This is a genomic window from Streptomyces sp. LS-MS-L19 (assembly GCF_058382285.1).
This window is the reverse complement of record NZ_JBYCLL010000001.1, coordinates 4,491,101-4,512,099: the sequence shown is the minus strand read 5'-3', so window position 1 is coordinate 4,512,099 and position 20,999 is coordinate 4,491,101. Positions and strand designations below refer to the sequence as shown.

At 72.3% G+C, this 20,999-nt stretch carries 18 protein-coding genes; 9 read left to right on the top strand and 9 right to left on the bottom strand.

The window, feature by feature from the left end:
• The first annotated feature begins 91 nt into the window (after positions 1–91).
• Positions 92–964, top strand: coding sequence for an acyl-CoA dehydrogenase family protein (locus AC2XR2_RS20075; RefSeq protein WP_491515893.1), 873 nt, complete (start codon positions 92–94; stop codon positions 962–964).
• A 510-nt stretch (positions 965–1,474) separates the two neighbouring features.
• Positions 1,475–1,939, top strand: a complete 465-nt coding sequence (locus AC2XR2_RS20070) for an ATP-binding protein (protein WP_491518468.1) — start codon at positions 1,475–1,477, stop codon at positions 1,937–1,939.
• A 441-nt stretch (positions 1,940–2,380) separates the two neighbouring features.
• Here the strand turns inward: AC2XR2_RS20070 and AC2XR2_RS20065 are convergent, their stop codons facing one another.
• Positions 2,381–3,307, bottom strand: a complete 927-nt coding sequence (locus tag AC2XR2_RS20065) for a cyclase family protein (protein WP_381300913.1) — start codon at positions 3,305–3,307, stop codon at positions 2,381–2,383.
• Between the two features lie 85 nt (positions 3,308–3,392).
• Between AC2XR2_RS20065 and AC2XR2_RS20060 the strand changes: the two genes are divergently transcribed.
• The 3 genes from AC2XR2_RS20060 to AC2XR2_RS20050 all read left to right on the top strand — a co-directional run bounded on the left by AC2XR2_RS20060 (position 3,393) and on the right by AC2XR2_RS20050 (position 6,568).
• Entirely contained in the window at positions 3,393–4,259 is an 867-nt protein-coding gene (locus tag AC2XR2_RS20060) for an SDR family oxidoreductase (RefSeq protein ID WP_491515892.1), read from the top strand.
• Between the two features lie 108 nt (positions 4,260–4,367).
• A complete protein-coding gene (locus AC2XR2_RS20055; RefSeq protein ID WP_381300908.1) occupies positions 4,368–5,519 on the top strand; it encodes an acyl-CoA dehydrogenase family protein in 1,152 nt (383 codons plus the stop codon).
• Positions 5,519–6,568 (top strand): Zn-dependent alcohol dehydrogenase, encoded by a 1,050-nt coding sequence (locus AC2XR2_RS20050; RefSeq protein WP_491515891.1) that lies wholly within the window; start codon positions 5,519–5,521, stop codon positions 6,566–6,568. The genes AC2XR2_RS20055 and AC2XR2_RS20050 overlap by 1 nt, the downstream gene beginning before the upstream one ends.
• Here AC2XR2_RS20050 and AC2XR2_RS20045 read toward each other — a convergent pair.
• A complete protein-coding gene (locus AC2XR2_RS20045) occupies positions 6,565–7,638 on the bottom strand; it encodes a GlxA family transcriptional regulator (RefSeq protein WP_491515890.1) in 1,074 nt (357 codons plus the stop codon). The genes AC2XR2_RS20050 and AC2XR2_RS20045 overlap by 4 nt on opposite strands.
• A gap of 71 nt (positions 7,639–7,709) precedes the next feature.
• On the opposite strand from AC2XR2_RS20045, the gene AC2XR2_RS20040 reads away from it, so the two are divergent.
• Entirely contained in the window at positions 7,710–9,017 is a 1,308-nt protein-coding gene (locus AC2XR2_RS20040; RefSeq protein WP_491515889.1) for an MFS transporter, read from the top strand.
• 7 nt (positions 9,018–9,024) lie between these two features.
• On the opposite strand, the gene AC2XR2_RS20035 is transcribed toward AC2XR2_RS20040, so the two are convergent.
• Both AC2XR2_RS20035 and AC2XR2_RS20030 read right to left on the bottom strand, forming a co-directional pair.
• A complete protein-coding gene (locus tag AC2XR2_RS20035; protein ID WP_491515888.1) occupies positions 9,025–10,389 on the bottom strand; it encodes an SMI1/KNR4 family protein in 1,365 nt (454 codons plus the stop codon).
• 122 nt (positions 10,390–10,511) lie between these two features.
• Positions 10,512–11,090 (bottom strand): flavin reductase family protein, encoded by a 579-nt coding sequence (locus AC2XR2_RS20030; RefSeq protein ID WP_330266184.1) that lies wholly within the window; start codon positions 11,088–11,090, stop codon positions 10,512–10,514.
• Between the two features lie 81 nt (positions 11,091–11,171).
• On the opposite strand from AC2XR2_RS20030, the gene AC2XR2_RS20025 reads away from it, so the two are divergent.
• Positions 11,172–12,110: a hypothetical protein gene (locus AC2XR2_RS20025; protein WP_491515887.1), complete on the top strand. Its 939-nt coding sequence runs from the start codon at positions 11,172–11,174 to the stop codon at positions 12,108–12,110.
• A gap of 3 nt (positions 12,111–12,113) precedes the next feature.
• Here AC2XR2_RS20025 and AC2XR2_RS20020 read toward each other — a convergent pair whose 3' ends face one another.
• The 5 genes from AC2XR2_RS20020 to AC2XR2_RS20000 all read right to left on the bottom strand — a co-directional run bounded on the left by AC2XR2_RS20020 (position 12,114) and on the right by AC2XR2_RS20000 (position 19,914).
• Complete coding sequence (locus AC2XR2_RS20020) at positions 12,114–12,932, bottom strand: enoyl-CoA hydratase/isomerase family protein (protein WP_491515886.1); 819 nt, start codon at positions 12,930–12,932, stop codon at positions 12,114–12,116.
• Positions 12,923–15,148 (bottom strand): acetate--CoA ligase family protein, encoded by a 2,226-nt coding sequence (locus tag AC2XR2_RS20015; protein ID WP_491515885.1) that lies wholly within the window; start codon positions 15,146–15,148, stop codon positions 12,923–12,925. The genes AC2XR2_RS20020 and AC2XR2_RS20015 overlap by 10 nt, the downstream gene beginning before the upstream one ends.
• A gap of 105 nt (positions 15,149–15,253) precedes the next feature.
• Positions 15,254–16,753: a flavin monoamine oxidase family protein gene (locus tag AC2XR2_RS20010; protein ID WP_381300898.1), complete on the bottom strand. Its 1,500-nt coding sequence runs from the start codon at positions 16,751–16,753 to the stop codon at positions 15,254–15,256.
• A 148-nt stretch (positions 16,754–16,901) separates the two neighbouring features.
• Positions 16,902–18,119 (bottom strand): flavin-containing monooxygenase, encoded by a 1,218-nt coding sequence (locus AC2XR2_RS20005; RefSeq protein ID WP_491515884.1) that lies wholly within the window; start codon positions 18,117–18,119, stop codon positions 16,902–16,904.
• Positions 18,120–18,333: 214 nt separating this feature from the next.
• Positions 18,334–19,914, bottom strand: coding sequence for a subtype B tannase (locus tag AC2XR2_RS20000; protein WP_491518467.1), 1,581 nt, complete (start codon positions 19,912–19,914; stop codon positions 18,334–18,336).
• Between the two features lie 190 nt (positions 19,915–20,104).
• Here AC2XR2_RS20000 and AC2XR2_RS19995 point away from each other — a divergent pair, with 190 nt between their 5' ends.
• Together AC2XR2_RS19995 and AC2XR2_RS19990 are read left to right on the top strand one after the other, a co-directional pair.
• Positions 20,105–20,554, top strand: coding sequence for a DoxX family protein (locus AC2XR2_RS19995; RefSeq protein ID WP_356462005.1), 450 nt, complete (start codon positions 20,105–20,107; stop codon positions 20,552–20,554).
• Positions 20,551–20,961 carry a Zn-ribbon domain-containing OB-fold protein gene (locus tag AC2XR2_RS19990; protein ID WP_491515883.1) on the top strand — a complete coding sequence of 137 codons (411 nt, stop codon included), beginning with the start codon at positions 20,551–20,553 and terminating at the stop codon, positions 20,959–20,961. Before AC2XR2_RS19995 ends, AC2XR2_RS19990 begins: the two co-directional genes overlap by 4 nt.
• Positions 20,962–20,999: the final 38 nt, after the last annotated feature.

Below are 20,999 nucleotides of genomic sequence, written 5' to 3'. Positions count from 1 at the left end.
CTGGTCGCGCCCACGCGGCGGAGCCGCAGATCGACACAGCCCCGCGCCCCCAGGGAGGTCACCGCGATCAGCGTGGAAAAGGAGCCTGGGTGTGCGGTTTCAACTGACTGACGATCAGGTGGCGTTGCGGGACGGCGTGCGGGGGTTGCTTGCCCGTCGGTTCGATGGTGCGGCGCTGCGGGATGCTGTGGATGCTTCCGGGCTCGACCGTGGGCTGTGGCGGGAGCTCGGGGCCGCCGGGTTCTTCTCGCTGCGGGTGCCGGAGGCGGACGGTGGGGTCGGACTCGGGTTGCCGGAGGCCGTGTTGGTGTTCGAGGAGGCCGGGCGGGTGTTGTTGCCGGGGCCCCTCGTCGCGACCCACCTCGCGGCCGGTGTCGTGGACGGGGCCGCCGAGGGGGAGGTCGTCGTGGCCGACGTCGATCCCGGGGGGTTCGTGGAGTGGCTGGAGGAGGCCGATGTCGTCCGGGGGGAGGCCGCCGGGGCCGTAGCCCTGACATCGGTGGACCCGCTCACCCCGCTGCACCGGGCGCCCTGCGCACGCGCGCGTGCCGTCGATCCCGTCGCCGTCCTGCTCACCGCCGCCGAGCAGCTGGGCACGGCCACGCGCGCGTGTGAGCTGGCCGTGCAACACGCGCGGACGCGGGAGCAGTTCGGGCAGCCGATCGGGGCGTTCCAGGCGGTCAAGCATCTGTGTGCGGGCATGCTGGTGCGGGCCGAGACCGCGCGGGCCGCGGTGTACGCGGCCGCCGTGACCGCCGACCCGGTGGACATCGCCGCGGCCCGGCTGCTGGCCGACGAGGCGGCCGAGCGGGGTGCCAGGGACTGTCTCCAGGTGCACGGCGGGATGGGGTTCACCTGGGAGTGCGAGGTGCAGCTGCTGCTGAAGCGGGCCTGGGTGCGCGCCCGGCGGGGCGGTGGTGGTGCGGAGAGTGAGGAGTCGCTCGCCGTCGATCTGTTGGCCTGAGGCGGCCCGCGGCCTGCCCCGACTCCGGGGCGCCCGGTGCGGATGTCGCGGATTGTGGCATACCGGAATCACGGAGCGTTGATATCGGGTTGTGTCCTATGTGTGACTCGTCACGTCCTGGAGTCGGCGTCCTGCTCCGGTACCTTGTGTGAGATGCGAGTGGTTCGGAGCCTGAGCCATGCCGGTGTTGCCGATGGGGCCGCGCCGGACCCGGCGGTGCGCGCCGCTGCTCGCAGGGTGGGAGGGCCTGTGGCCACCACCTGTTCGACTCCCTGCCACGAGCGTCGCACAGTATCCCGCACGGGTACTCCTTCGCGCTGGAATATGCCCGAAGCGCTTGTTGGCGTGACTGTACGTCAACCATGCTGTCTCGTAAGGGACTCACGTTCTGTGACCCCGGCTTTGGCCATTGTTCTGGCCATGCAAAAAATGGCTACGATCGTGGCCCTCGTGAGGCGCGAGGCCATGGGCCCGCCGGTTCGGATGGTGTGAGCGGTGCAGGTGCTTCAAGTGCAGCTGGAGATCCGGCCCGACCCCGCAGAGGTGGGGCGAGCCCGGCGGTGGGCCCGCTCACGGCTCGCCGGATCCGGGATAGGGGTCGACGAGCCGCTCGCCGAGACCCTGATCCTGCTCGTGTCCGAACTGGTCACCAACGCCGTGGTGCACACCGGCCGGCCCGCCGTGCTGCGGCTGTCCCTGCCGGGCGCCGAGGCGGAGTCGGCCCCCGTCCGCCTGGAGGTGGCCGACCGCAGCGGCCGCGCTCCGGTGCCGCGGTGTGTGGACGGCGACGCGACCGGCGGCCGCGGCCTCGCCCTGGTCGACGGCCTCGCCGACCGCTGGGGCTGGAGCCGGGAGGGCGCCGGCAAGAGCATCTGGTGCGAACTCGACCGCTGCGAGCGGCCGCAGAAGGACACGCAGGTCTACGACATCGAGGCGGCCTCGGCCTATGAGGGGCTGGCGTTCGAGGCGGTGTGACCGGCGCGTGGCGTGATGCCCCGGGATCCGGTCGGCGTGGTGGCTCGCGGCACCCGGTCGGCGCGGTGGTCCGCGGCACCCGGTCGGCGCGGTGGCTCGCGGCACCCGGTCGGCGCGGTGACTGCCCGGCGCATGGGTGCAGAAACCGGTCCCGTCCGCCTTCGTGATGTGCCGGTGCGCCGGGAGGTGCATCGGTGCGCGGCGGCGGCAAACAGGACGTAAGTGATGAATCACCTCACGGGTGTTGACGCCTTGTGTTCGACTGATCACGCTGGAGTCAGCGATTCGCCGCGAGGGGACGCCGAGGGCTTCGGTGACGGAGGTCCTCGACGAGAGTGGATCGTGATGCGGTGTCGACTCCCCCAGGGCGCAGGGGAGTCGATGACGGCGGCGCGCGATGTCGAGCTCGGGGCGGGCCTGCGCGCGCCGCCGACCGACCTCTCACAGCACGGCCACCGGGGCCACGGGTGTTCCGGTGCCGCCGACGAACGGCTCGGGCATCGCCGACAGCAGGAACGTGTAGCGGCCCGCTTCTCCACAGGCTGTGGACAATTCCTCCAGGTTCCAGTTCTGCCCCTGGAGCATCCCCATCTCCACCAGGTCCAGCGCGTGCACCGGCAGCCACAGGTCCTCGATCTCGGGCGGGAAGATCTCGAAGGTCAGGGTGTCGTTGGCGACCGCCGCGACATCGCGCGCGTGGAACCACTCCGGAGTGCGGACCGAGAGACCGGGCGACGGATAGGCGTACGCCTCCTTGTCCCCCGCCAGATACACCTGGACCTGCCCGGTCCGTACGAGCACGACGTCACCGGCACGCACGCGCGTGCCCGCGAGTTCCTCGGCGGCCTCCAGGTCCTCCGGCGTCACCGCGTGCCCCCCGTCGAGCCGCTCCACGCCCCGCGCGCGGGCCACGTCGAGCAGCACCCCGCGCGAGACGACGTACCGCGCCTTGTCGATACCGCTGAACTCGGCGCCGCCGTGCGGGGTGATGGTGCCGGCGGGGCGGCCGTTGTAGAGCATTCCCGAGTGCGAGACGTGGGTGAGGGCGTCCCAGTGGGTGGCCGCCTGGAGGCCCATGGTCACCGCGTCGTCGCTGCACGCGACCGTCCCCGGGCCGAAGAGCTCCTGGTTGATCTGCACCATCGCGTGCAGGGGGTTGACCCGGCCCGGCATCATCCCGGTCTGCACACCGTCCTGCTTCAGGGGGAGCGCCAGGGGGACACGGTGGCCGGTGCGGACGGTCGCCGCCGCCTCGCGGACGACCTCGTCGGTGATCAGGTTCAGAGTGCCGATCTCGTCGTCGGCGCCCCAACGCCCCCAGTTGTTCACGCGCTTGGCGATGTCGTGGAACGCGGCCGGAAGTGACATCGGGCCCTCCCTGGGGCTTGTGTCCGCACATCTGACGGGTCATAAAATCTAACGGTCCGTCAGAAACCGCGGGAAGGGGCCGGGCGTGGGGAACTTCTTGGCAGACAAGGTCGTCGCCGTGACCGGCGCGGGGCGGGGGATCGGGCGGGCGGTGGCCCTGGCCGCGGCGGCCGAGGGCGCGCGGGTCGTCGTCAACGACTACGGCGTCTCCGTGGACGGGGCGTCCCCCGCGAGCGAGGTCGCCTCCGCGGTGGTGAAGGAGATCGAGGCGGCCGGGGGTGAGGCCGTCGCCGTGGCCGACGACATCTCGACGATGGCGGGCGGACAGCGGGTCGTGGACACCGCGCTGTCGACCTACGGGCGGCTCGACGGGGTGGTGTGCGTCGCCGGGATCCTGCGTGAGCGGATGTTGTTCAACATGTCCGAGGAGGAGTGGGACCCGGTGGTCGCGACCCATCTGAAGGGGACGTTCACGGTGTTCCGGGCGGCCGCCGCGGTGATGCGGCAGCAGCGGGCGGGGACGCTCATCGGATTCACCAGCGGGAACCACCAGGGGTCCTTCTCGCAGGCCAACTACAGTGCCGCGAAAGGGGGGATCATCTCGCTCGTGCGCAGCGCGGCGCTCGCGATGCACAAGTACGGGGTGACCGCGAACGCGGTGGCGCCGGTCGCTCGGACGCGGATGTCGGCGAACGTTCCCTTCGATCTGGCGGAGATCGGGGAGCCGGAGGATGTGGCCGCGATGGTGGTCTATCTGCTGTCCGCGCGGGCTCGGGAGATCACCGGGCAGGTGTACACGGTGGCGGGGGCGAAGATCGCGGTGTGGGCGCAGCCTCGGGAGTTGCGGGCCGCGTATGCCTCCGGCGGGTGGACGCCGGAGTCGATCGCGGAGTTCTTGCCGGGTTCGGTGGGGGTGGATCCGATGCCGTTGCTTTCGGGGCCGGGCGCCTAATGGGGTGGGGTGCGTGTGGTTCGGCGGGTGCGGGTTCGTTGTGGCTGGTCGCGCAGTTCTCCGCGCCCCCAGGTGGAATACCGCGTCCCGAATTGAGAGGAGAGCCCCGTGGATTTCGGGTTCACCGGCGAGGATGAGGCGTTCCGTGCCGAAGCGAGGAAATGGCTCTCGGTCCACGCCGACGGTGCACAAGACCGTCGTACCTGGGAAAGGACCCTCGGTAAGTCCGGCTGGATCGGGCTGGGTTGGTCGGAGTCCGGTTACGGGAATCGGACTGCCACCCTGACCCAGCAGGTCGTCTGGGCCGAGGAGTACGCGCGGTCGGGGGCGCCGGCGCGGTCCGGGCATATCGGGGAGAAGCTGCTCGCGCCTACCCTGCTCGCGCACGGTACCGGCGAGCAGAAGGCTCGGTTTCTGCCTCCCGTCGCCGCCGGGGACGAGTTGTGGTGTCAGGGGTACAGCGAGCCCGGGGCCGGGTCCGATCTCGCCGGGGTGCGGACCAGGGCGTCGCTCGGGTCGGACGGGGTGTACCGGATCAGCGGGCAGAAGATCTGGACCTCCCTCGCGCACGAGGCGGACTGGTGTTTCGTGCTCGCGCGGACCGATCCGGAGTCGAGGCGGCATCACGGGCTGTCGTTCCTCCTCGTGCCCATGGACCAGCCGGGACGCATCGAGGTACGGCCGATCCGGCAGATGACCGGGACCAGTGAGTTCAACGAGGTCTTCTTCGACGGGGCGCACGCGCGCGTGGAGCATGTCGTCGGGGGCGAGGGGAACGGCTGGCGGGTGGCCATGAGCCTGCTGGGCTTCGAGCGCGGGGTGTCCACGCTGGCCCAACAGGTCGGCTTCGCCCAGGAGTTGACCCGGGTCGTGCGGGCCGCCGTACGGACCGGGGCGGTCGCCGATCCCGTCGTACGGGCGCAGCTGGTACGGCAGTGGGCCGAGTTGCGGGTCATGCGGTGGAACGCGCTGCGGACACTGGGCGGTTCGGGGGACACCGGGGCGCCCAATGTGGCCAAGCTGCTGTGGGCGGGGTGGCATCAGCGGCTCGGGGAGCTGGCGATGCTCGTGCGCGGGGCGGAGGCCGCGGTCGGGCCCCGGGACTGGTCCCCCGCGTCGCCGTACGAGATCGACGAGTCGCAGCACCTGTTCCTGTTCTCGCGGGCCGACACCGTCTACGGCGGCTCCGACCAGGTCCAGCGCACCATCATCGCCGAGCGGGTGCTCGGCCTGCCCAGGGAACCCAAGGGGGTCGTCTGATGCGCGGCGTGCTGTTCGACGGGAGGCAGCTCCAGGTCGTCGACGATCTGGAGGTACGGGACCCGGGGCCCGGGGAGGTGCTGGTCGCGATCTCGGCGGCCGGGCTGTGCCACAGCGATCTGTCCGTGGTGGACGGGACGATTCCGTTCCCGGTGCCGGTGGTGCTCGGGCACGAGGGCGCGGGTGTGGTGGAGGCCGTGGGGGAGGGGGTCACGCATGTCGGGCCCGGCGACCATGTGGCGCTGTCCACGCTGGCCAACTGCGGGGCCTGCGCCGACTGCGACCGGGGGAGGCCGACCATGTGCCGCAGCTCCATCGGGCGGCCGCGGAAGCGCTTCGCGCGGGGCGGGGAGGCGGTGTTCCAGTTCGCCTGCAACTCCGCCTTCGCGGAACGGACGGTGGTGAAGGCCGTCCAGGCGGTCCGGATCCCGAAGGACATCCCCCTGACGTCCGCCGCGCTCATCGGGTGCGGGGTGCTGACCGGGGTGGGAGCCGTGCTCAACCGGGCCCGGGTGGACCTCGGGGACAGCGTGCTGGTGATCGGGACCGGGGGGATCGGGCTCAACGTCATCCAGGGCGCGCGGATCGCCGGGGCGTCGCGGATCGTGGCCGTGGACGCCAACCCGGCCAAGGAGGCGATGGCCCGGCAGTTCGGGGCGAGCGACTTCCTGACGTCGGTGGAAGGCGTGCGGGAGCTGCTGCCGTACGGCGTGGACCACGCCTTCGAGTGCGTGGGGCGGGTCGAACTCGTGCGCGCCGCCGTCGACTTGCTGGACCGGCACGGCCAGGCGGTGCTGCTGGGGGTGCCGACGGCGGGCGCGGAGGCGTCCTTCGTCGTCTCGTCGATGTTCCTCGACAAGGCCGTCCTCGGCTGCCGGTACGGCTCCTCACGACCGCAGCACGACATCCCCCTGTACGCCGACCTCTACCGTCAGGGCCGCCTGCTCCTCGACGAACTGGTCACGGAGACCTACCCGATCGAGGACTTCGAGAAGGCGGTCGGGGACGCGGAGGCGGGACGGGTGGCGCGGGGGGTGCTGACCTTCTAGGTGTGCGGGGGCGGGCTCAGCGCGGCCACGGTGGAGTGGCGCCGGGAGGAAGGGGCGGGGTGGTCGGAACCCCCGGTCCCGGACCGGAAGGTGCGGCGGTAGGCCGTCGGGGTGACGCCGAGGGCTGTTTGTAGGTGCTGGCGCATGGACTGGGCCGTGCCGAAGCCCGCGTCGTGGGCCACCTGATCGACGGAGAGGTCGGTGGACTCCAGGAGGTGGCGGGCGCGCTCCACGCGCTGCTGGGTGAGCCACTGGCCGGGGCTGACGCCGACCTCCTCGCGGAAGCGGCGCGTGAAGGTGCGTACCGACATGGCCTCCTGCGCGGCCATGTCCCGCAGCTGGATCGGCTCGTGCAGCCGGCCCAGCGCCCAGGTGCGGGCCGACGTCGTGGTCGACTGCTGGGGGTCGGGCACGGGGCGGTGGATGTACTGCGCCTGGCCGCCGTCGCGGTGCGGCGGCACCACCGTGCGGCGGGCCACGTCATTGGCGACCGCGGTGCCGTGGTCGCGGCGGACCATGTGCAGGCACAGGTCGACACCGGCCGCGACCCCCGCTGACGTCAGCACGTCGCCGTCGTCGATGAACAGGACCTCGGGATCGACCCTGATCTGCGGGAAGAGCTCCTGGAGCCGGTCCGAGTCGGCCCAGTGCGTGGTGGCGGGGCGGCCGTCGAGGAGGCCGGCGGCGGCGAGGACGTAGACGCCGGTGCAGATGGAGGCGAGCCGGGTGCCGGGGCGGATGTGGGCGAGGGCGGCGGCCAGTTCGTCGGTCAGGACGCCCTGTTCGAAGACCGGGCCCAGTTCGTACGACGCCGGGACGATCACGGTGTCGGCGGTGGCCAGTGTCTCCGGGCCGTGCTCGACCTGGATGGCGAAGTCGGCGTCGGTCTGCACCGGGCCCGGCGGGCGGATCGAGCAGGTGACGACCTCGTACAGCAGCCGCCCCTCGGCGTCCCGGGGGCGACCGAAGATCCGGTGCGGGATACCCAGCTCGAAGGGGAGGACGCCGTCCATGGCGAGGACGACGACGCGGTGCGGGCGGAACCCCGGGGCACGACCAGTCCGGCTCATGGCCCGATCCTAACGAATGCTGTCCTTCGGGCCAATGGATCCGGCGAGCCGCAGGCCGCAGGCTGTATGTCGTGACCCAGACAACCGAAGCCGCAGCCGCCGTCGAGGAAACCCGGCCCCCCGGGGGATTCCGCGTCCACCGCGCCTGGTTCGTCGCCGCCGTCACCTTCGTGACGATCATCGGCGCCGCCGCCTTCCGTTCCCTGCCCGGCCTCCTCATCGACCCCCTGCACCAGGACTTCGGCTGGTCACGCGGCACCATCGGCGCGGCCGTCTCCGTCAACCTCGCGCTGTACGGCCTGACCGCGCCCTTCGCGGCGGCGCTGATGGACCGCTTCGGCATCCGGCGGGTGGTCGCCGTCGCGCTGACCGTGATCGCGGTCGGTTCCGGCCTGACCGTGTGGATGACGGCCGCCTGGCAGCTGATGCTCTACTGGGGCCTGCTCGTCGGCCTGGGCAGCGGCTCGATGGCCCTCGCCTTCGCCGCGACCGTCACCAACCGCTGGTTCACCGAGCGGCGCGGCCTGGTCACCGGCATCCTGACCGCCGCCTCCGCCTCCGGCCAGCTGATCTTCCTGCCGGTGCTGTCCTGGATGGTCGAGGAGCACGACTGGCGGCCGGCCGCGATCACGGTCGCGCTCGCCGCGCTCGCGGTCGTCCCCTTCGTCTGGCTGCTGCTGCGCGACCACCCGGCCGACGTGGGGCTACGGCCGTACGGCGCGACCGAGTTCGTGCCGAAGCCGGCACCGGTCCAGGGCGCCGCCCGCCGAGCGGTGACCGTCCTGTTCAAGGCCGCCCGCACCGGCCCCTTCTGGCTGCTCGCCGGCACCTTCGCGATCTGCGGGGCCTCCACCAACGGCCTCGTCCAGACCCACTTCGTGCCCGCCGCCCACGACCACGGCATGCCGGTCACGGCCGCCGCCTCGCTGCTCGCGGTCATCGGCGTCTTCGACGTCGTCGGCACCGTGGCCTCCGGCTGGTTCACCGACCGCTTCGAACCCCGCCGCCTGCTCGCGGTGTACTACGCCCTGCGCGGTGTCTCGCTGCTGTTCCTGCCGATGCTGCTGGCGCCGAGCGTGCACCCGCCGATGCTGTTCTTCATCGTCTTCTACGGCCTCGACTGGGTCGCCACCGTCCCGCCCACCGTCGCCCTGTGCCGCGAGCAGCACGGCGACGACAGCGCGATCGTCTTCGGCTGGGTCCTCGCCTCCCACCAGGTCGGTGCCGCCCTGATCGCCTTCCTCGGCGGAGTGGCCCGGGACGTGTTCGGCACGTACGACATGGTCTGGTACGCCTCGGGCGCGCTGTGCGCGGCGGCGGCGCTGATGGCCCTGGTGATCCGGCGCCGCCCGGCCGCCCCCGCGCTCGCGACCGCCTAGCGGTGGCTCACAGCTCGCCCTCCAGGACCGTCCGGGTCATCGGCGGACGGTCCCACCGGGCGAGGAGTTCGTTCGCGAGGTCGACGACCGGGAGCGGGTGCCGGTCGCCGTGGACCTCGATGCCGGCCGCGAGCAGGCTCCGGGGAACCGCGTCGGCGTCCAGCAGCACCCGCCACTCCTCCGGGCCGAGCTCCAGGTACTCCAGGCCGGACAGCCGGGCGATCTCCAGCGGGTCGGCGAGGGTACGGGGATAGGCGCTCAGGGTCCGCAGACGGGGGAGGCTGGCCACAGGGGCGAGACTGACAGGCGGGCCCTCCAGCACGCCGATGGACAGGACCTCGAGGGCGGGGTGGGCGGCCTCCTCGACACTGCCGAGGCTCGCGACATTGACGTACGCCACCGCCGGCGCCTCCCGGCGGCGAGCGCGCTCCTCGCGCTCCCCGTTGAGCACCAGGTCGGTGAGGGAGGCGGCGAGCAGGTCGGCGCCGACGTGGTCCTCGTGACCGATCTGGACGATCTGTCCCGTGTGCCCGCCCGGGCCCGGCGTCAGGTCGGCCGCGAGCCGGTCACCGCCGCCGTTGTCGCCGAAGACGATCCAGCCGGGGGAGCCGACCAGGCCCTGCACGGCCGCGTCGGGCGGGGTGAAGACCGCCTCCATCGCCGCGAACCGCCAGGAGCTCCTGCGGGACGCGGCGTCGGCGACGTACACGCGGTCCAGGGGGAGCAGCTCGCAGCCGACCGCGTCGTAGACCTGCTCCGCCTTGTCGTAGTCGCCGTCCCAGTCCTCCCAGCGCGCCCGGGTCACCCGGTACAGCGCCTTCAGTTCCTCGGGCAGCGCGATGCCGAGGCGTTTCTCCGCCGCCGCGATCTCCTCCTCGGTGGCGCCGATCGCGTCGGGGAGCCGTTCGCGGAGCGTCCGCTCCAGCAGCGCGGGATCGGCCGCCGGGTCCGGGGCGGCCCCGTCCACCGGGTCGGGCAGCCGCCGCCACGGCTCGGGTACGGCGCCCTCGACCAGCAGGATCGCCCCCGGGTGAGGTCCGCCGATGCCGGGTTCCACGGCGGGACCGGTCTCGATGAGATGCAGGACGGCCCGGCCGGCCGGTGAGATCTCCGCGACGAACGCGAGCCCGTCGACGCCGGACTCGGCCAGGGCCGTGTGCACCCGCCCCACCGCGTCGTACTCCTCCTGCATGTCCTCGATCTGGGACGCCTGGCCGGGAGGGGGCGAGCGCCGGCGCACCGGCACGCTCCACCCACCGTGGCTGATGTGCCCGGCCACGTAGCCGCCCGGTGCGGCGAGGCGGTCGGCGTTGTCGTGGAACAGGAGCCACAACAGCGGCTCCCAGGTGGCGAATGCATGGATCGGGGACAAGGCGCGTACTCCGTCGCTCCGGCGGTCGTGGCGGAGCGATTATCACGGAGGCCACTGACAGCGGGCGCCGTGGAGCCGATATCGCGGAGGCCGCTGACAGCCGGTGCCGTGGAGCCGAGCCGTCAGACGAACCGTCCCCGGTGGAACAGCAGAGGCCGCTCGCCCTCGCCCGTGCCCAGCGCGTCCACCCGCCCCACCACGATGAGATGGTCCCCGCCGGTGTGCACCGCGTGGATCGTGCAGTCGATCCACGCGAGCGTGCCCGCGAGGCGCGGGGAGCCGGAGACCGGGGCCGGGTCGTGGGACACGCCCGCGAACTTGTCGGCGCCGCTCACCGCGAACGCCCTGCACAGCTCGCCCTGTTCGGCGCTCAGTACGTTCACGCAGAAGACGCCCGCCTGGGCGATGCGCGGCCAGGTGCCCGACGTACGGCCCACCATGAACGCGACCAGCGGTGGGTCGAGGGAGAGGGAGGAGAAGGACTGGCAGGCGAAACCGGCGGGCGGGGTGCCGGGGGCCGTGATCACCGTGACGCCGGTCGCGAAGCTCCCCAGCACGCGCCGGAACTCCGCCGGGTCGAGCGGTGCGCGCTCGTCCTCGCGGACACACCGCAGCTCGGGCCGGGGCAGCGCCTCCACCGGCCGCGTCCCCGTCGACCTCAGGTACCGGACGGCCGCTTCCGCCGTCCCCGCTTGTCCCATCACATCCCCATTGAAGCTGACGGTGCGTCAGATGGGAAGGGCTCGGGCAAGCGGGCGAAGGGCGATGCGTAGGCTGCTTCCATGGGGTGGGGGAACAGACGGCTCAACGAGGCCGCCGCGGTGTGCGCGATGCAGTTTCCGGCGATCGGCCTGGCCTGGTGGATCAGGGGTCAGCTGGGCGACGACTACGCGTACGGGGGCGCCTACGGGGCCTTCGCGCTGTTCGCCCTGGCCTGTCTCCTCGCCGTGGCACCGCTGGTCCTGCCGGTCCTCGGCCTCGCGCACGCGGTGCTCCAGGTACTGCCGGCGGAGGGGCTCGCGCGCGAGGCGGCCCGGCGCACCCGGGGCCCGGTGTGGGCCTGGCACCTGGGCCTCACCGCGGTCCTCGGCGTGGTCTGGGCCGGGCTCGCCCTGCTGCTGTGGGACTGGCCGTTCACCGTCACCGCCCCGCTCTTCGCCGCCCTCGGCGTCCTCCCGGTGCTCGGCCTCGGGTGGCTGCGCCGACGCACCCGGGGCTTCTGGGGGGTGTGGCTGCCCGCGCTGTTCGCCTCCGTGGGGCTGTTCCTCCTGGTGTTCCTCGGCGGGGTGCTGGCCACGGTCACGGGAATCCTCGAGGAGTACGAGCCGCCGAAGCTGTCCGCCGCGCAGCTCACCGGGGTCTGGCGGGGCGAGGAGGGCGCGGTCCTGCGCCTCGGCACGGGCGGCCGCGCCGACCTCACCGCCCTGCCCGCCGAGACCGCGCCCGGGTCCGCGTCCGCGTCCGCGTCCGACGAGCCCTACGGCGATCCGCCCTTCGCGGTGTGCGACGGCACCGGCACCTGGCGGCTCGACGCCAAGGGCGGCTACGACCCCTACGCCGACGGCCCCGAGGGGCGCCCCGGTGTCGTCGTACGGCCGGCCGACGGATGCGGGCAGGAGACGTACTGGAGGATCGGCGGCACGGAGGCGAAGCCCGAGCTGTTCGTGCCGTTCGGGGACCCGGACGCGCCGGACGTGCGGATCCTGACGCCGGCCCCCTGAGCCTCAACGCCCCCGGTACTCCGGGCTCCTGCGCTCCACGAAGCTCGCCACGCCCTCCTGGGCGTCCGCCGTCGTCATGTTGATCTCCTGGGCGGCGGCCTCCGCGGCGAAGGCGGTGGCGCGGTCGCTGTCCAGGGAGGCGTTGACGAGCTGCTTCGTCAGGGCGAGGGCGCGGGTCGGGCCGGCGGCGAGCCGGGCCGCCCACTCGCGGGCCGTCTTGTCCAACTCCCCGTCCGGGACGACCCGGTTGACCAGGCCGAGCCGCTCGGCGTCGGCGGCGGAGAGCGCGTCGCCGAAGAACATCAGCTCCTTGGCCCGCTGCGGGCCGACCAGCCGCGGCAGGAGGTAGGCGCCGCCGCCGTCGGGGACCAGGCCCCGGCGCACGAACACCTCGATGAAGCGGGCGGACTCGGCGGCCAGTACGAGATCGCAGGCGAGGGCCAGATGGGCGCCCAGGCCGGCCGCCGTGCCGTTGACCGCCGCGATCACCGGCTTCTCGCAGTCCAGGACGGCGGCGATCAGCCGCTGGGCGCCGTCCCGGATCATCCGGGCCACGTCACCGGCCACCCGCTCACCGGCCACGCCACCGGCCCCCCGCCCGCCGGCCACCGCCCCGCCCCGCAGGTCCGCCCCCGCGCAGAAGCCGCGCCCGGTACCGGTGAGGACCACGGCCCGGACGCCGGGGTCCGCGGACGCCTCGCCGAGCAGCCGGACGAGGCGCTCGCGCTGGTCGGGGGTGATGGCGTTGAGCGCCTCGGGCCGGTTGAGGGTCAGCTGCGCGACCCCGCCGTCGACGACGTGCAGCACCTCGCTCACCGGCACACCACCAACGCGTCCAGCGCCACCGCCCCCTGCCCCCTGGGCAGCACCATCAGCGGGTTGACGTCGAGCTCCGCCAGCTCGTCCCCGAGCTCCACCACCATCCGCTGCACCCGCAGCACGACTTCCACCAGCGCGTCCAAGTCCGCCGGTGGCCGCCCCCTGACCCCGTCCAGAAGGGCCCGCCCGCGCAGGTCCGCCAGCATGTCCCGGGCCTGCTCCTCCCCGAAGGGCGGCACCCGTACGGCGGTGTCGCGCAGCACCTCGACCAGCACCCCGCCGAGCCCGACCGTCACCGTCGGCCCGAACAGCTCGTCGTGCGCGGCCCCGACGACCATCTCCACGCCCCGCTCGACCATCTGGCAGACCAGGACTCCGTCGAGGGACACGTCCTCGTAGCGGGCGATGTCCGTCAACTCGCGGTAGGCATCTCGTACTTGGCTGGCCGACGTCAGGCCGATCTTCACCAGGCCGAGCTCGGTCTTGTGGGCGATCCTCGCGCCGGACGCCTTCATCACCACCGGGTAGCCGACCTGACCGGCCGCCCGGACGGCCGCCGCCGCGCTGGTCACCAGCTGCTCGCGCGGCACCCGGATCCCGTACGCCCGCAGCAGCTGCTTCGCCGCGTGCTCGCTGAGCTGCTGGCCCGGGCGCATCAGCGCCTGCGCCTTGCGGAAGGAGGGCGACGGGGTGCGGGGGGCCTCGTCGAAGGGGGAGCGGTAGCCGCTGACGAAACGGTGGTGGTCGAGCCAGGCGCGGACCGCGGTGATGCAGTTGCCGACCGTGCGGAAGGTCGCCACCCGGGAGGAGCCCAACAGCACCTCGCGGTACGCCGGTTCGGTGCCGACAGGCGAGCCCCACACCACGCACACCAGCTTGTCGGTCTGCTCGGCCGCGTCCACCAGGTCCTGGACCAGCCGGTCGCTGAGGGGAGGGAAGGGTCCGGTCACCGGGCAGATCAGCACCCCCACGGACGGGTCGGCGAGGATCGCGTCGATGATCTTCCGGCCGCGCCAGTCGCCGACCGGGTGGCCGCCGTTGTCGACCGGGTTGGCCACGCTCAGGAACTCCGGTATCCACTGGTGCAGTTCGGCCTGCTTGGCCTCGGAGAGGGCCGGCAGTTTCAGGCCCGCCTCCGTCGCCAGGTCGGCGAAGTGGGCGCCGGTGCCGCCCGAGATCGAGTACACCACGACCCCTTCGGCACGCGGCGGCTTCGCGCGGGCCAACAGGGCCGCGGTGTCCTGGAGTTCGTCGAGGCCGTCGACGCGGATCACGCCGTACTGCCGCATCGCCGCGTCCACCACCGCGTCTGCGCCGGTGAGCTTGCCGGTGTGGGAGGCGGCGGTACGGGCACCGGTCTCGGTGCGGCCGACCTTGACCGCGACCACCGGGACCTTGCGGCGGGCGGCCCGGTCGGCGGCGAGCAGGAAGGAACGGCCGTCCTTGAGGCCCTCCAGGTAGCAGGCGATGGCGCCGACCTCGGGACGCTCGGCGAACCAGGAGAGGAAGTCCGCGGTCTCCAGGTCGGCCTCGTTGCCGGTGGGCGCCCAGTGGGTGAGGCGGATGCCGAGTTCCTGGAGGGCATGGACAGGGCGGCCCTGGTGACCGGACTGGGTGATCAGGGCGATGCCGGGTCCTTCGAGGTCCTCGCGGAAGGAGGAGAAGGCGTTCAGGTTGGTGTTGGGGCCGAGCAGCCGCATCCCGGAGTCCGCCACGGCGGCGGCGAGCCGCTCCTGTGCCGCCGCTCCCTCCTCGCCGGTCTCGGCGAAACCGGAGGCGAAGACGATCGCGAACTTCACCTTGGCCTCGGCCAGTTGCTCGATCACCGGCAGCGGGTCGGCGACCAGCAGGACGGCCAGGTCGACCTGTTCGGGCAGGTCGGCGACGGAGGTCACGCAGGGGATGCCGAAGACGGCCGGGCGGGTCGGGTGCACCGGGTGCAGCCGGGCTCCGACCCGCTCCGCCCAGTCGAGCAACTGCCGGGTGACACCGGTGTTCGGGCGGCCCTCGGCGTCCGAGGCGCCGATCACGGCGACCGACTCCGGCCGGAAGAAACGGTCCAGATCGGGGACGTCCGTATACAGCGGCCGGCCGCCGACATCGAGGTCGTCGACGTCGGCGGGCCTGCCGTGGACGGCGGGGCCGGGTTGCTCGCCGCACGCGATGACCCGGGCCCGGCGGGAGTCGGTGGTGAGGGTGCCGTGGGTTGATCCAAGCATCGGTCCGCCCGCTCCTGTGTGACAGCGTGAATAACTGACGCAGTGTCAGATTACAGAACTGACGCTGTGTCAGGAACGGGCGTGCACGCAAAGTTGACGCGCGGACTACAGGACCGCCAGAACCTCCTTGGCCACCCGCTCACCGGAGCGGACGGCTCCGTCCATGAAGCCGTTCCAGTGCAGGGAGGTCTCCGTGCCCGCCCAGTGGATGCCGCCCACCGGAGTGCGCAGGGCGGGGCCGTACTGGGTCAGGACACCGGGCGCGGCGATGGAGACCGGGCCGCCGCGGGTGTAGGCCTCGTTGTTCCAGCGTTGCAGGACGAAGGACGTGGGGGAGGCCGCTTTCGAGCCGAAGTAGGTCACGTAGTCCTTGAGGACGGCCGCCTTGACCTCGGCCTCGCTCGCCGCGTCGAACTTGCGGGCCTCGTCGGCCTCGATGAAGCCCATCAGCGCGCCGTAGGAGGCGTCGGGCGGGGAGTTGTCGAAGGTCGAGCTGATCACGCCGGTGTCGCTGACGACCTGCCCGTTGAGGCCGTCGGCCCGCCAGAACGGGGTGTCGTAGATCGCGATCGCCTTGCCGACCGAGGCCATCGGCAGTCGCTGGGTGAGCTGGTCGCGGGCGGCGGGCAGCAGCGGGTCGTAGGTGATGCGGGCCGCGAGCGGCGGCGGTACGGCGACCACGACCCGCTTGGCCGTGACGGTGATGCCGTCGGCCGTGACGACGTACTTCGCGCCGGACTTGGCGATCGTGCGCACCGGGGCGTTGAGGACCACCCGGTCGCCGAGGGTGGCGGCGAGCTTGATCGGCACCAGCTGGGAGCCGCCGACGAAGCGCAGCTCCTGGGCGCCGCCCGCGGTCTCGGTGAGGCGCTCCAGGGTGCCGACGGTGGTCTCGTTGCCGGCGGCGGCTATGTAGAACAGCACGAACAGCAGGGACAGTTCACGGGGTTCGGCCGAGAAGATCGAGGTGCAGGCCACGTCCAGGAGGAACTTGGCCGAGGGGATCACGGCGTTGGCGCGCAGCCAGGTCTCGAAGGTCTGCCGGTCCCACTCGTCGGCCTTGGCGGCGGTCCAGGGCGCGTCGACCGGGATCGTCTTGGCCATGTCGTCGAGGGAGGCCTGGACGATCGCCGCGTTGGCGAGGCCGGCCGCGTCGATCGGCGGCACCGAGCCGAGGAGGCCGTCGGTGGCGTACGGCGTCCTCTTGCCGTCCTTGTAGAGCAGGTTGTTGCCGGTGTTGTAGGTGGCGAAGGTGCCCACCCCGAGGGAGTCGGCGAGCGCCTTGATGCGGTCCTGGGTGGGGCCGATGAACTCGCCGCCGCCCTCGGTGACCCCGCCGTTGGCCAGCTTCAGGTTGAGGACCCGGCCGCCGACGCGGTCCCGGGCCTCCAGGACGGCGACCGTCTTCCCGCCCGCGACCAGGTCACGGGCCGCGGTGAGGCCGGCGAGGCCGCCGCCGACGATCGCGACGTCCACGTCACGGGTCGTGGCCGCGGAGGCGGGAGAGGCGGCGGTACCGGCGAGGGTGACGGCACCGGCCGCCGCGGCGGCACCGCCGAGCAGGGAGCGCCGGGAGAGCGGGGTGAGCTGTCTTTCGCGTGCCACGTGCGTCCTCCGTAGTGGAGAGAATGTGGAGCTAGAACATGAGAGTTGTTCACATTCTGGCCCCGCGCGACGCCACACGACAACGCTCCTGTCACATCTCTCGCAGATGTAACAGGAGCGCTGGTGAAGCGAGTTGGGGTTCTCCGCGTCAGACGGGCAGCCGCGAGAGGTGGCCCGCGCCGTCCTTGTCGACGGCCTTCGCGATCTTCTCCGCGTCGATCGCGACCTCGCGGAACGTGCCGCTGATGGGAGTGACGAAACCCGAGAAATAGAGGCCACGGGCGTTCCGCGGGGCGCGGGAACCGTTGACGACCGGAGCGCCGTGCGCGTCCAGGACGTCCAGGTGGCCGACCAGACCCTCCAGCGAGCGGGCGTACCCCGTCGCCGCGATCACCGCGTCCGGGGTGATGCGGCTGCCGTCCGCGAGGAGCACCTCGCCGCCCTCGAAGCCCTCGACGGCGGCCACGACCTCGACCCGGCCCTTGCGGATCGCGTCGATGAGACCGACGTCCTGGACCGGGATGGCGCCCTCCTTGACCCGGCTGTAGAGACCGGTGTCGGGGCGGGGCAGCCCGTGTGCGGAGAGGTCGGGCACGCTGAGCTTCGCCAGGGGGCGGGCCAGCCGGTCGACGAGGCCGACCGGCAGTCGTCGTACGAGAACGCCCGTGTACTGGGCGGCCCAGCCGGCCGTGGAGCGGCGGACGATGTGCGGGGCGGTGCGCACCGACAGCCGGATCCGCGCGGCGCCGCCCTCGACCAGGTCCACGGCGATCTCGGCGCCGGTGTTGCCGATGCCGACGACCAGGACGTCCCGGCCCGCGTAGGGCTCCGGGTTGCGGTACTCGCCCGCGTGCCGGAGCTCGCCCTTGTACGCCTCGCGGCCCGGCCAGTCCGGCAGCAGCGGGGTGTGGTTCCAGCCGGTGGCCACGACCACCGCGGCGCCGGTCAGTTCGCGGCCGCCGGTGGCGTGCAGCAGCCAGCCGGTGCCGTCGGGGGTGCGCTCGACGCGGGAGACCTCGACTCCGGTGACGGTCTCCAGCTCGTGGTACTCCGCGTACTTCTCCAGGTAGCGCACCACGTCGTCGCGGGCGACCCAGCGGCCGAAGCGGCGCGGCATCGGCAGGCCGGGCAGGGCCGACAGCCGGCGGGTGGTGTGCAGGTGGAGGCGGTCGTAGTGGCGCCGCCAGGACGCGCCGACGTGCTCGGACTTCTCCAGGACGACCGCGCGGATCCCCCGGGCGCGCAGCGCGTACGCGACGGAGAGACCGGCCGGGCCGCCGCCGATGACGTACACCGGCCGTTCGGGCTGGTCGGGGCGGTCTGCGGGGTCGGGATCGGGGGCGGGGTCGGGTGCGGAGTCGGCCATGAGCGCGAGCGTAATCAGACAGCGCGTTGATGGGTCTCGGTCAAGCCCGGAATTGGTTGCGGATCGATCACGCCTGTAGGAGAAGTGCGTGGGTCGCGTGACGTAGCCCACACGGAAAACGCCAGGGCGCCGGGTCCGCGGGGGAGCGGAGCCTCGGCGCCCTGGCGGCGACGGCCGGAGACCGACGGGAAACCGGGGCCGCGTTCATGACGGGCTACTTGGCCTTCGCGGCCTTCTTGTAGCCCGTGACCTTGGCGATCCAGGTGATGAAGTCGCCGGGGTCGGTGTTGGCGCCGTGGCCCTGGTCCCAGTAGTAGAGGTGGTTGACGTCGTCGCCGAGCCTCGCCGCGGCGGCGGCGAGGTTCGCGGAGACGACGTGCGAGGTGTCGGTGTCGTTGGTGCCGAGGCGGATCCACCAGTGCCGGGAGCGGCTGCCGTTGACCTTCTCCACCAGGTGGTGCATCGGGTTCATCTGGTCGAGCTTGGCGGGGAGGTCGCTCGCGACGCGCCGGGTGGACAGACCCGTGGTGTCGTTCTTCGCGCTGTACGCGGTGAAGTGGCGGTTCGCGGTGGTGCCCGCGCCGAACAGGTTGTTCTCGCCGGCCGACAGGTCGAAGGCGTCGAAGGCCGGGGTGTTCTTCTTGCGGGCGCCGACGTGGCTGAGGAAGTCGGCCCAGGTGAAGCGGGCCTTGCCGTTCTTCCAGGTGATGAAGGTGTTCTCGGCCAGGTAGGCCTCGCGGTCGGCGTCCGGGAGCGCGGCGAGGTACCGGGTCGCCGAGGGCTCCAGGTACTGCTTGACCAGGTACGCGTCGTAGTTGCGGGCGGTCAGCGTGCCGAAGCCGTTCAGGCCGCGCAGCTTCAGGGACGCCTGGTACTCCGCGAACTGGGCCCGGAGCTCCTTCGACACTGTCTGGTCGACCTGCTTGCCGGTGCTCAGCGCGTTGCCGCCCCAGTTCCACTCGTAGGCGCCGTCGGCGTGCTCCAGGTCGGTGATCGGGCACCAGGCGCCGACCGCGAAGATCGCGTCGGAGGCGTCGGCCGCGCCGATCTCCTCAAGGAGCCTGTCGTAGAGCGGGCTGTCGCCGGAGGCGCCGAGCAGCGCGGAGAGGGCGCCGCCCGCGCTGGTGCCGGCCGAGACGATCCGCTCGACGTTGCCGGGGATGCGGCCCTTGTTGGCCTTGATGTACCGCACGGCCGCCTTGAGGTCGACGATCGCGGCGGGGGCGGTTCCGTAGTACTCGCCCGAGGCGTTCTTGAGGGTACGGCCGCGGGCGCCGGGCTCGATCACGACGTACCCGGCGGCCAGCGCGAGGAGCTGGTTGCTGCTGGTGGCACCGCCGTTCGCGTTCGTGTTCCCGTTGGCGCCCGGGGCCGCGCTGCCGGTGGGGGCACCGCTGGGGGCGCCACCGCCGGGGGCGCCACCGCCCATGCCCCCGGCGCCGACGCCGGTGGCGTCCGCCACGGAGGACGGCATGTAGCCGCCGACGGAGTTCGCGAGCAGGATCGGCGCGTTGCTCGCGTCCACCGCGGTGCCGTCGATCTCGACCGGGGCGCTGACGATCAGCGACTGGTAGGTCGCGTCGACCGGCTCGGAGACGTAGGTGATCGCCTTCCAGAAGTGGTAGGTGACCGCGTGCTCGGTGCCCTCGGTGTCGGTGACGGTCGTCGTCAGCTTCGTGTAGGCGTCCGGGTCGAAGACGAGGTCGGTGCTGGTCGCGGAGGTGTCCGTCGCCGCGTTGGCGGTCAGGGCGATGCCTCCGACCGCCGCGGCCCCCGCCGTCGCGCCGATCCCCATGACGACGCTCCTGCGCTTGACTGCCCTGTGCTTCACGGTTCGCTCCCTCGGGTCTCTGCTTGCGTCTGTGAAGCTAGCCAAGGTGCGGACAAAATTGCCAACAATCTGGCGTCATTCATGGGGGATGCACAGCTTCACGGCGGACGCACAGGCTTCCCGGAACCCCGTATCTGACGTACCGTCAGATTCCATGGACACGATCTGGCTCACCGGGGCCGAGTGGCTCGCCGTCCTGCGCATAGGCCTCGGCCTGTGGTGGCTGGAGAGCTGGCGCCACAAGGACAAGAAGACGTGGTTCGAGGGTGGCGGCATCACCTGGGCCGCGGACATCGCCGCCAAGCACCGCTGGACCCCGGTCCGCAGCGGCTTCGACGTGGTGGTCAGGCCCCGTCCCAGGACGATGGCCTACGTCGTCGTGTACGCCGAACTCGCTCTGGGCGCCGGCCTGATCCTCGGCCTGCTGACCCCGGTGGCCCTGGTCGGCGGCCTGCTCCTGAACGTCCTCTACTTCACCCTGATGATCCACGACTGGGCCGAGCAGGGGCAGAACTCGATGATGGCCCTCATCTCGCTGGTGGCCCTGTTCGGGATGTCCTGGCAGACGTGGTCGCTGGACGCGGCACTGGGCTGGTTCCGATGACCGCGCGCTTCGACCTGCCGGAGGCGGACGCCTTCACGCGCACCTACTGGGACGCGGCCGAGCGGGGGGTCCTGCTGCTCCGCCGCTGCGGGGCGTGCGACCGGGTCCACCACTACCCGCGCGAGTTCTGCCCGCGGTGCTGGAGCGAGGACGTCTCCTGGTTCCCGGCGACCGGCCGGGCGAGCCTGTACACGTGGTCCGTGGTCCACCGCAACGACCTGCCGCCCTTCAAGGAGCGCACCCCGTACGCCGCCGCCGTCGTCGACCTCGCCGAGGGGCCGCGGATGATGACGGAGATCGTGGACTGCGCGTACGGGGAGCTGCGGGCCGGGCTGGAGCTGGAGGCGGTGTTTCCGGAGGGGGTGCCGAAGTTCCGGCCGGTGGGTCCGGCCGGGCGGGATGCCTGACATCAGGCCGCGCGCGACGGCCAGGACCGGTTTGAATG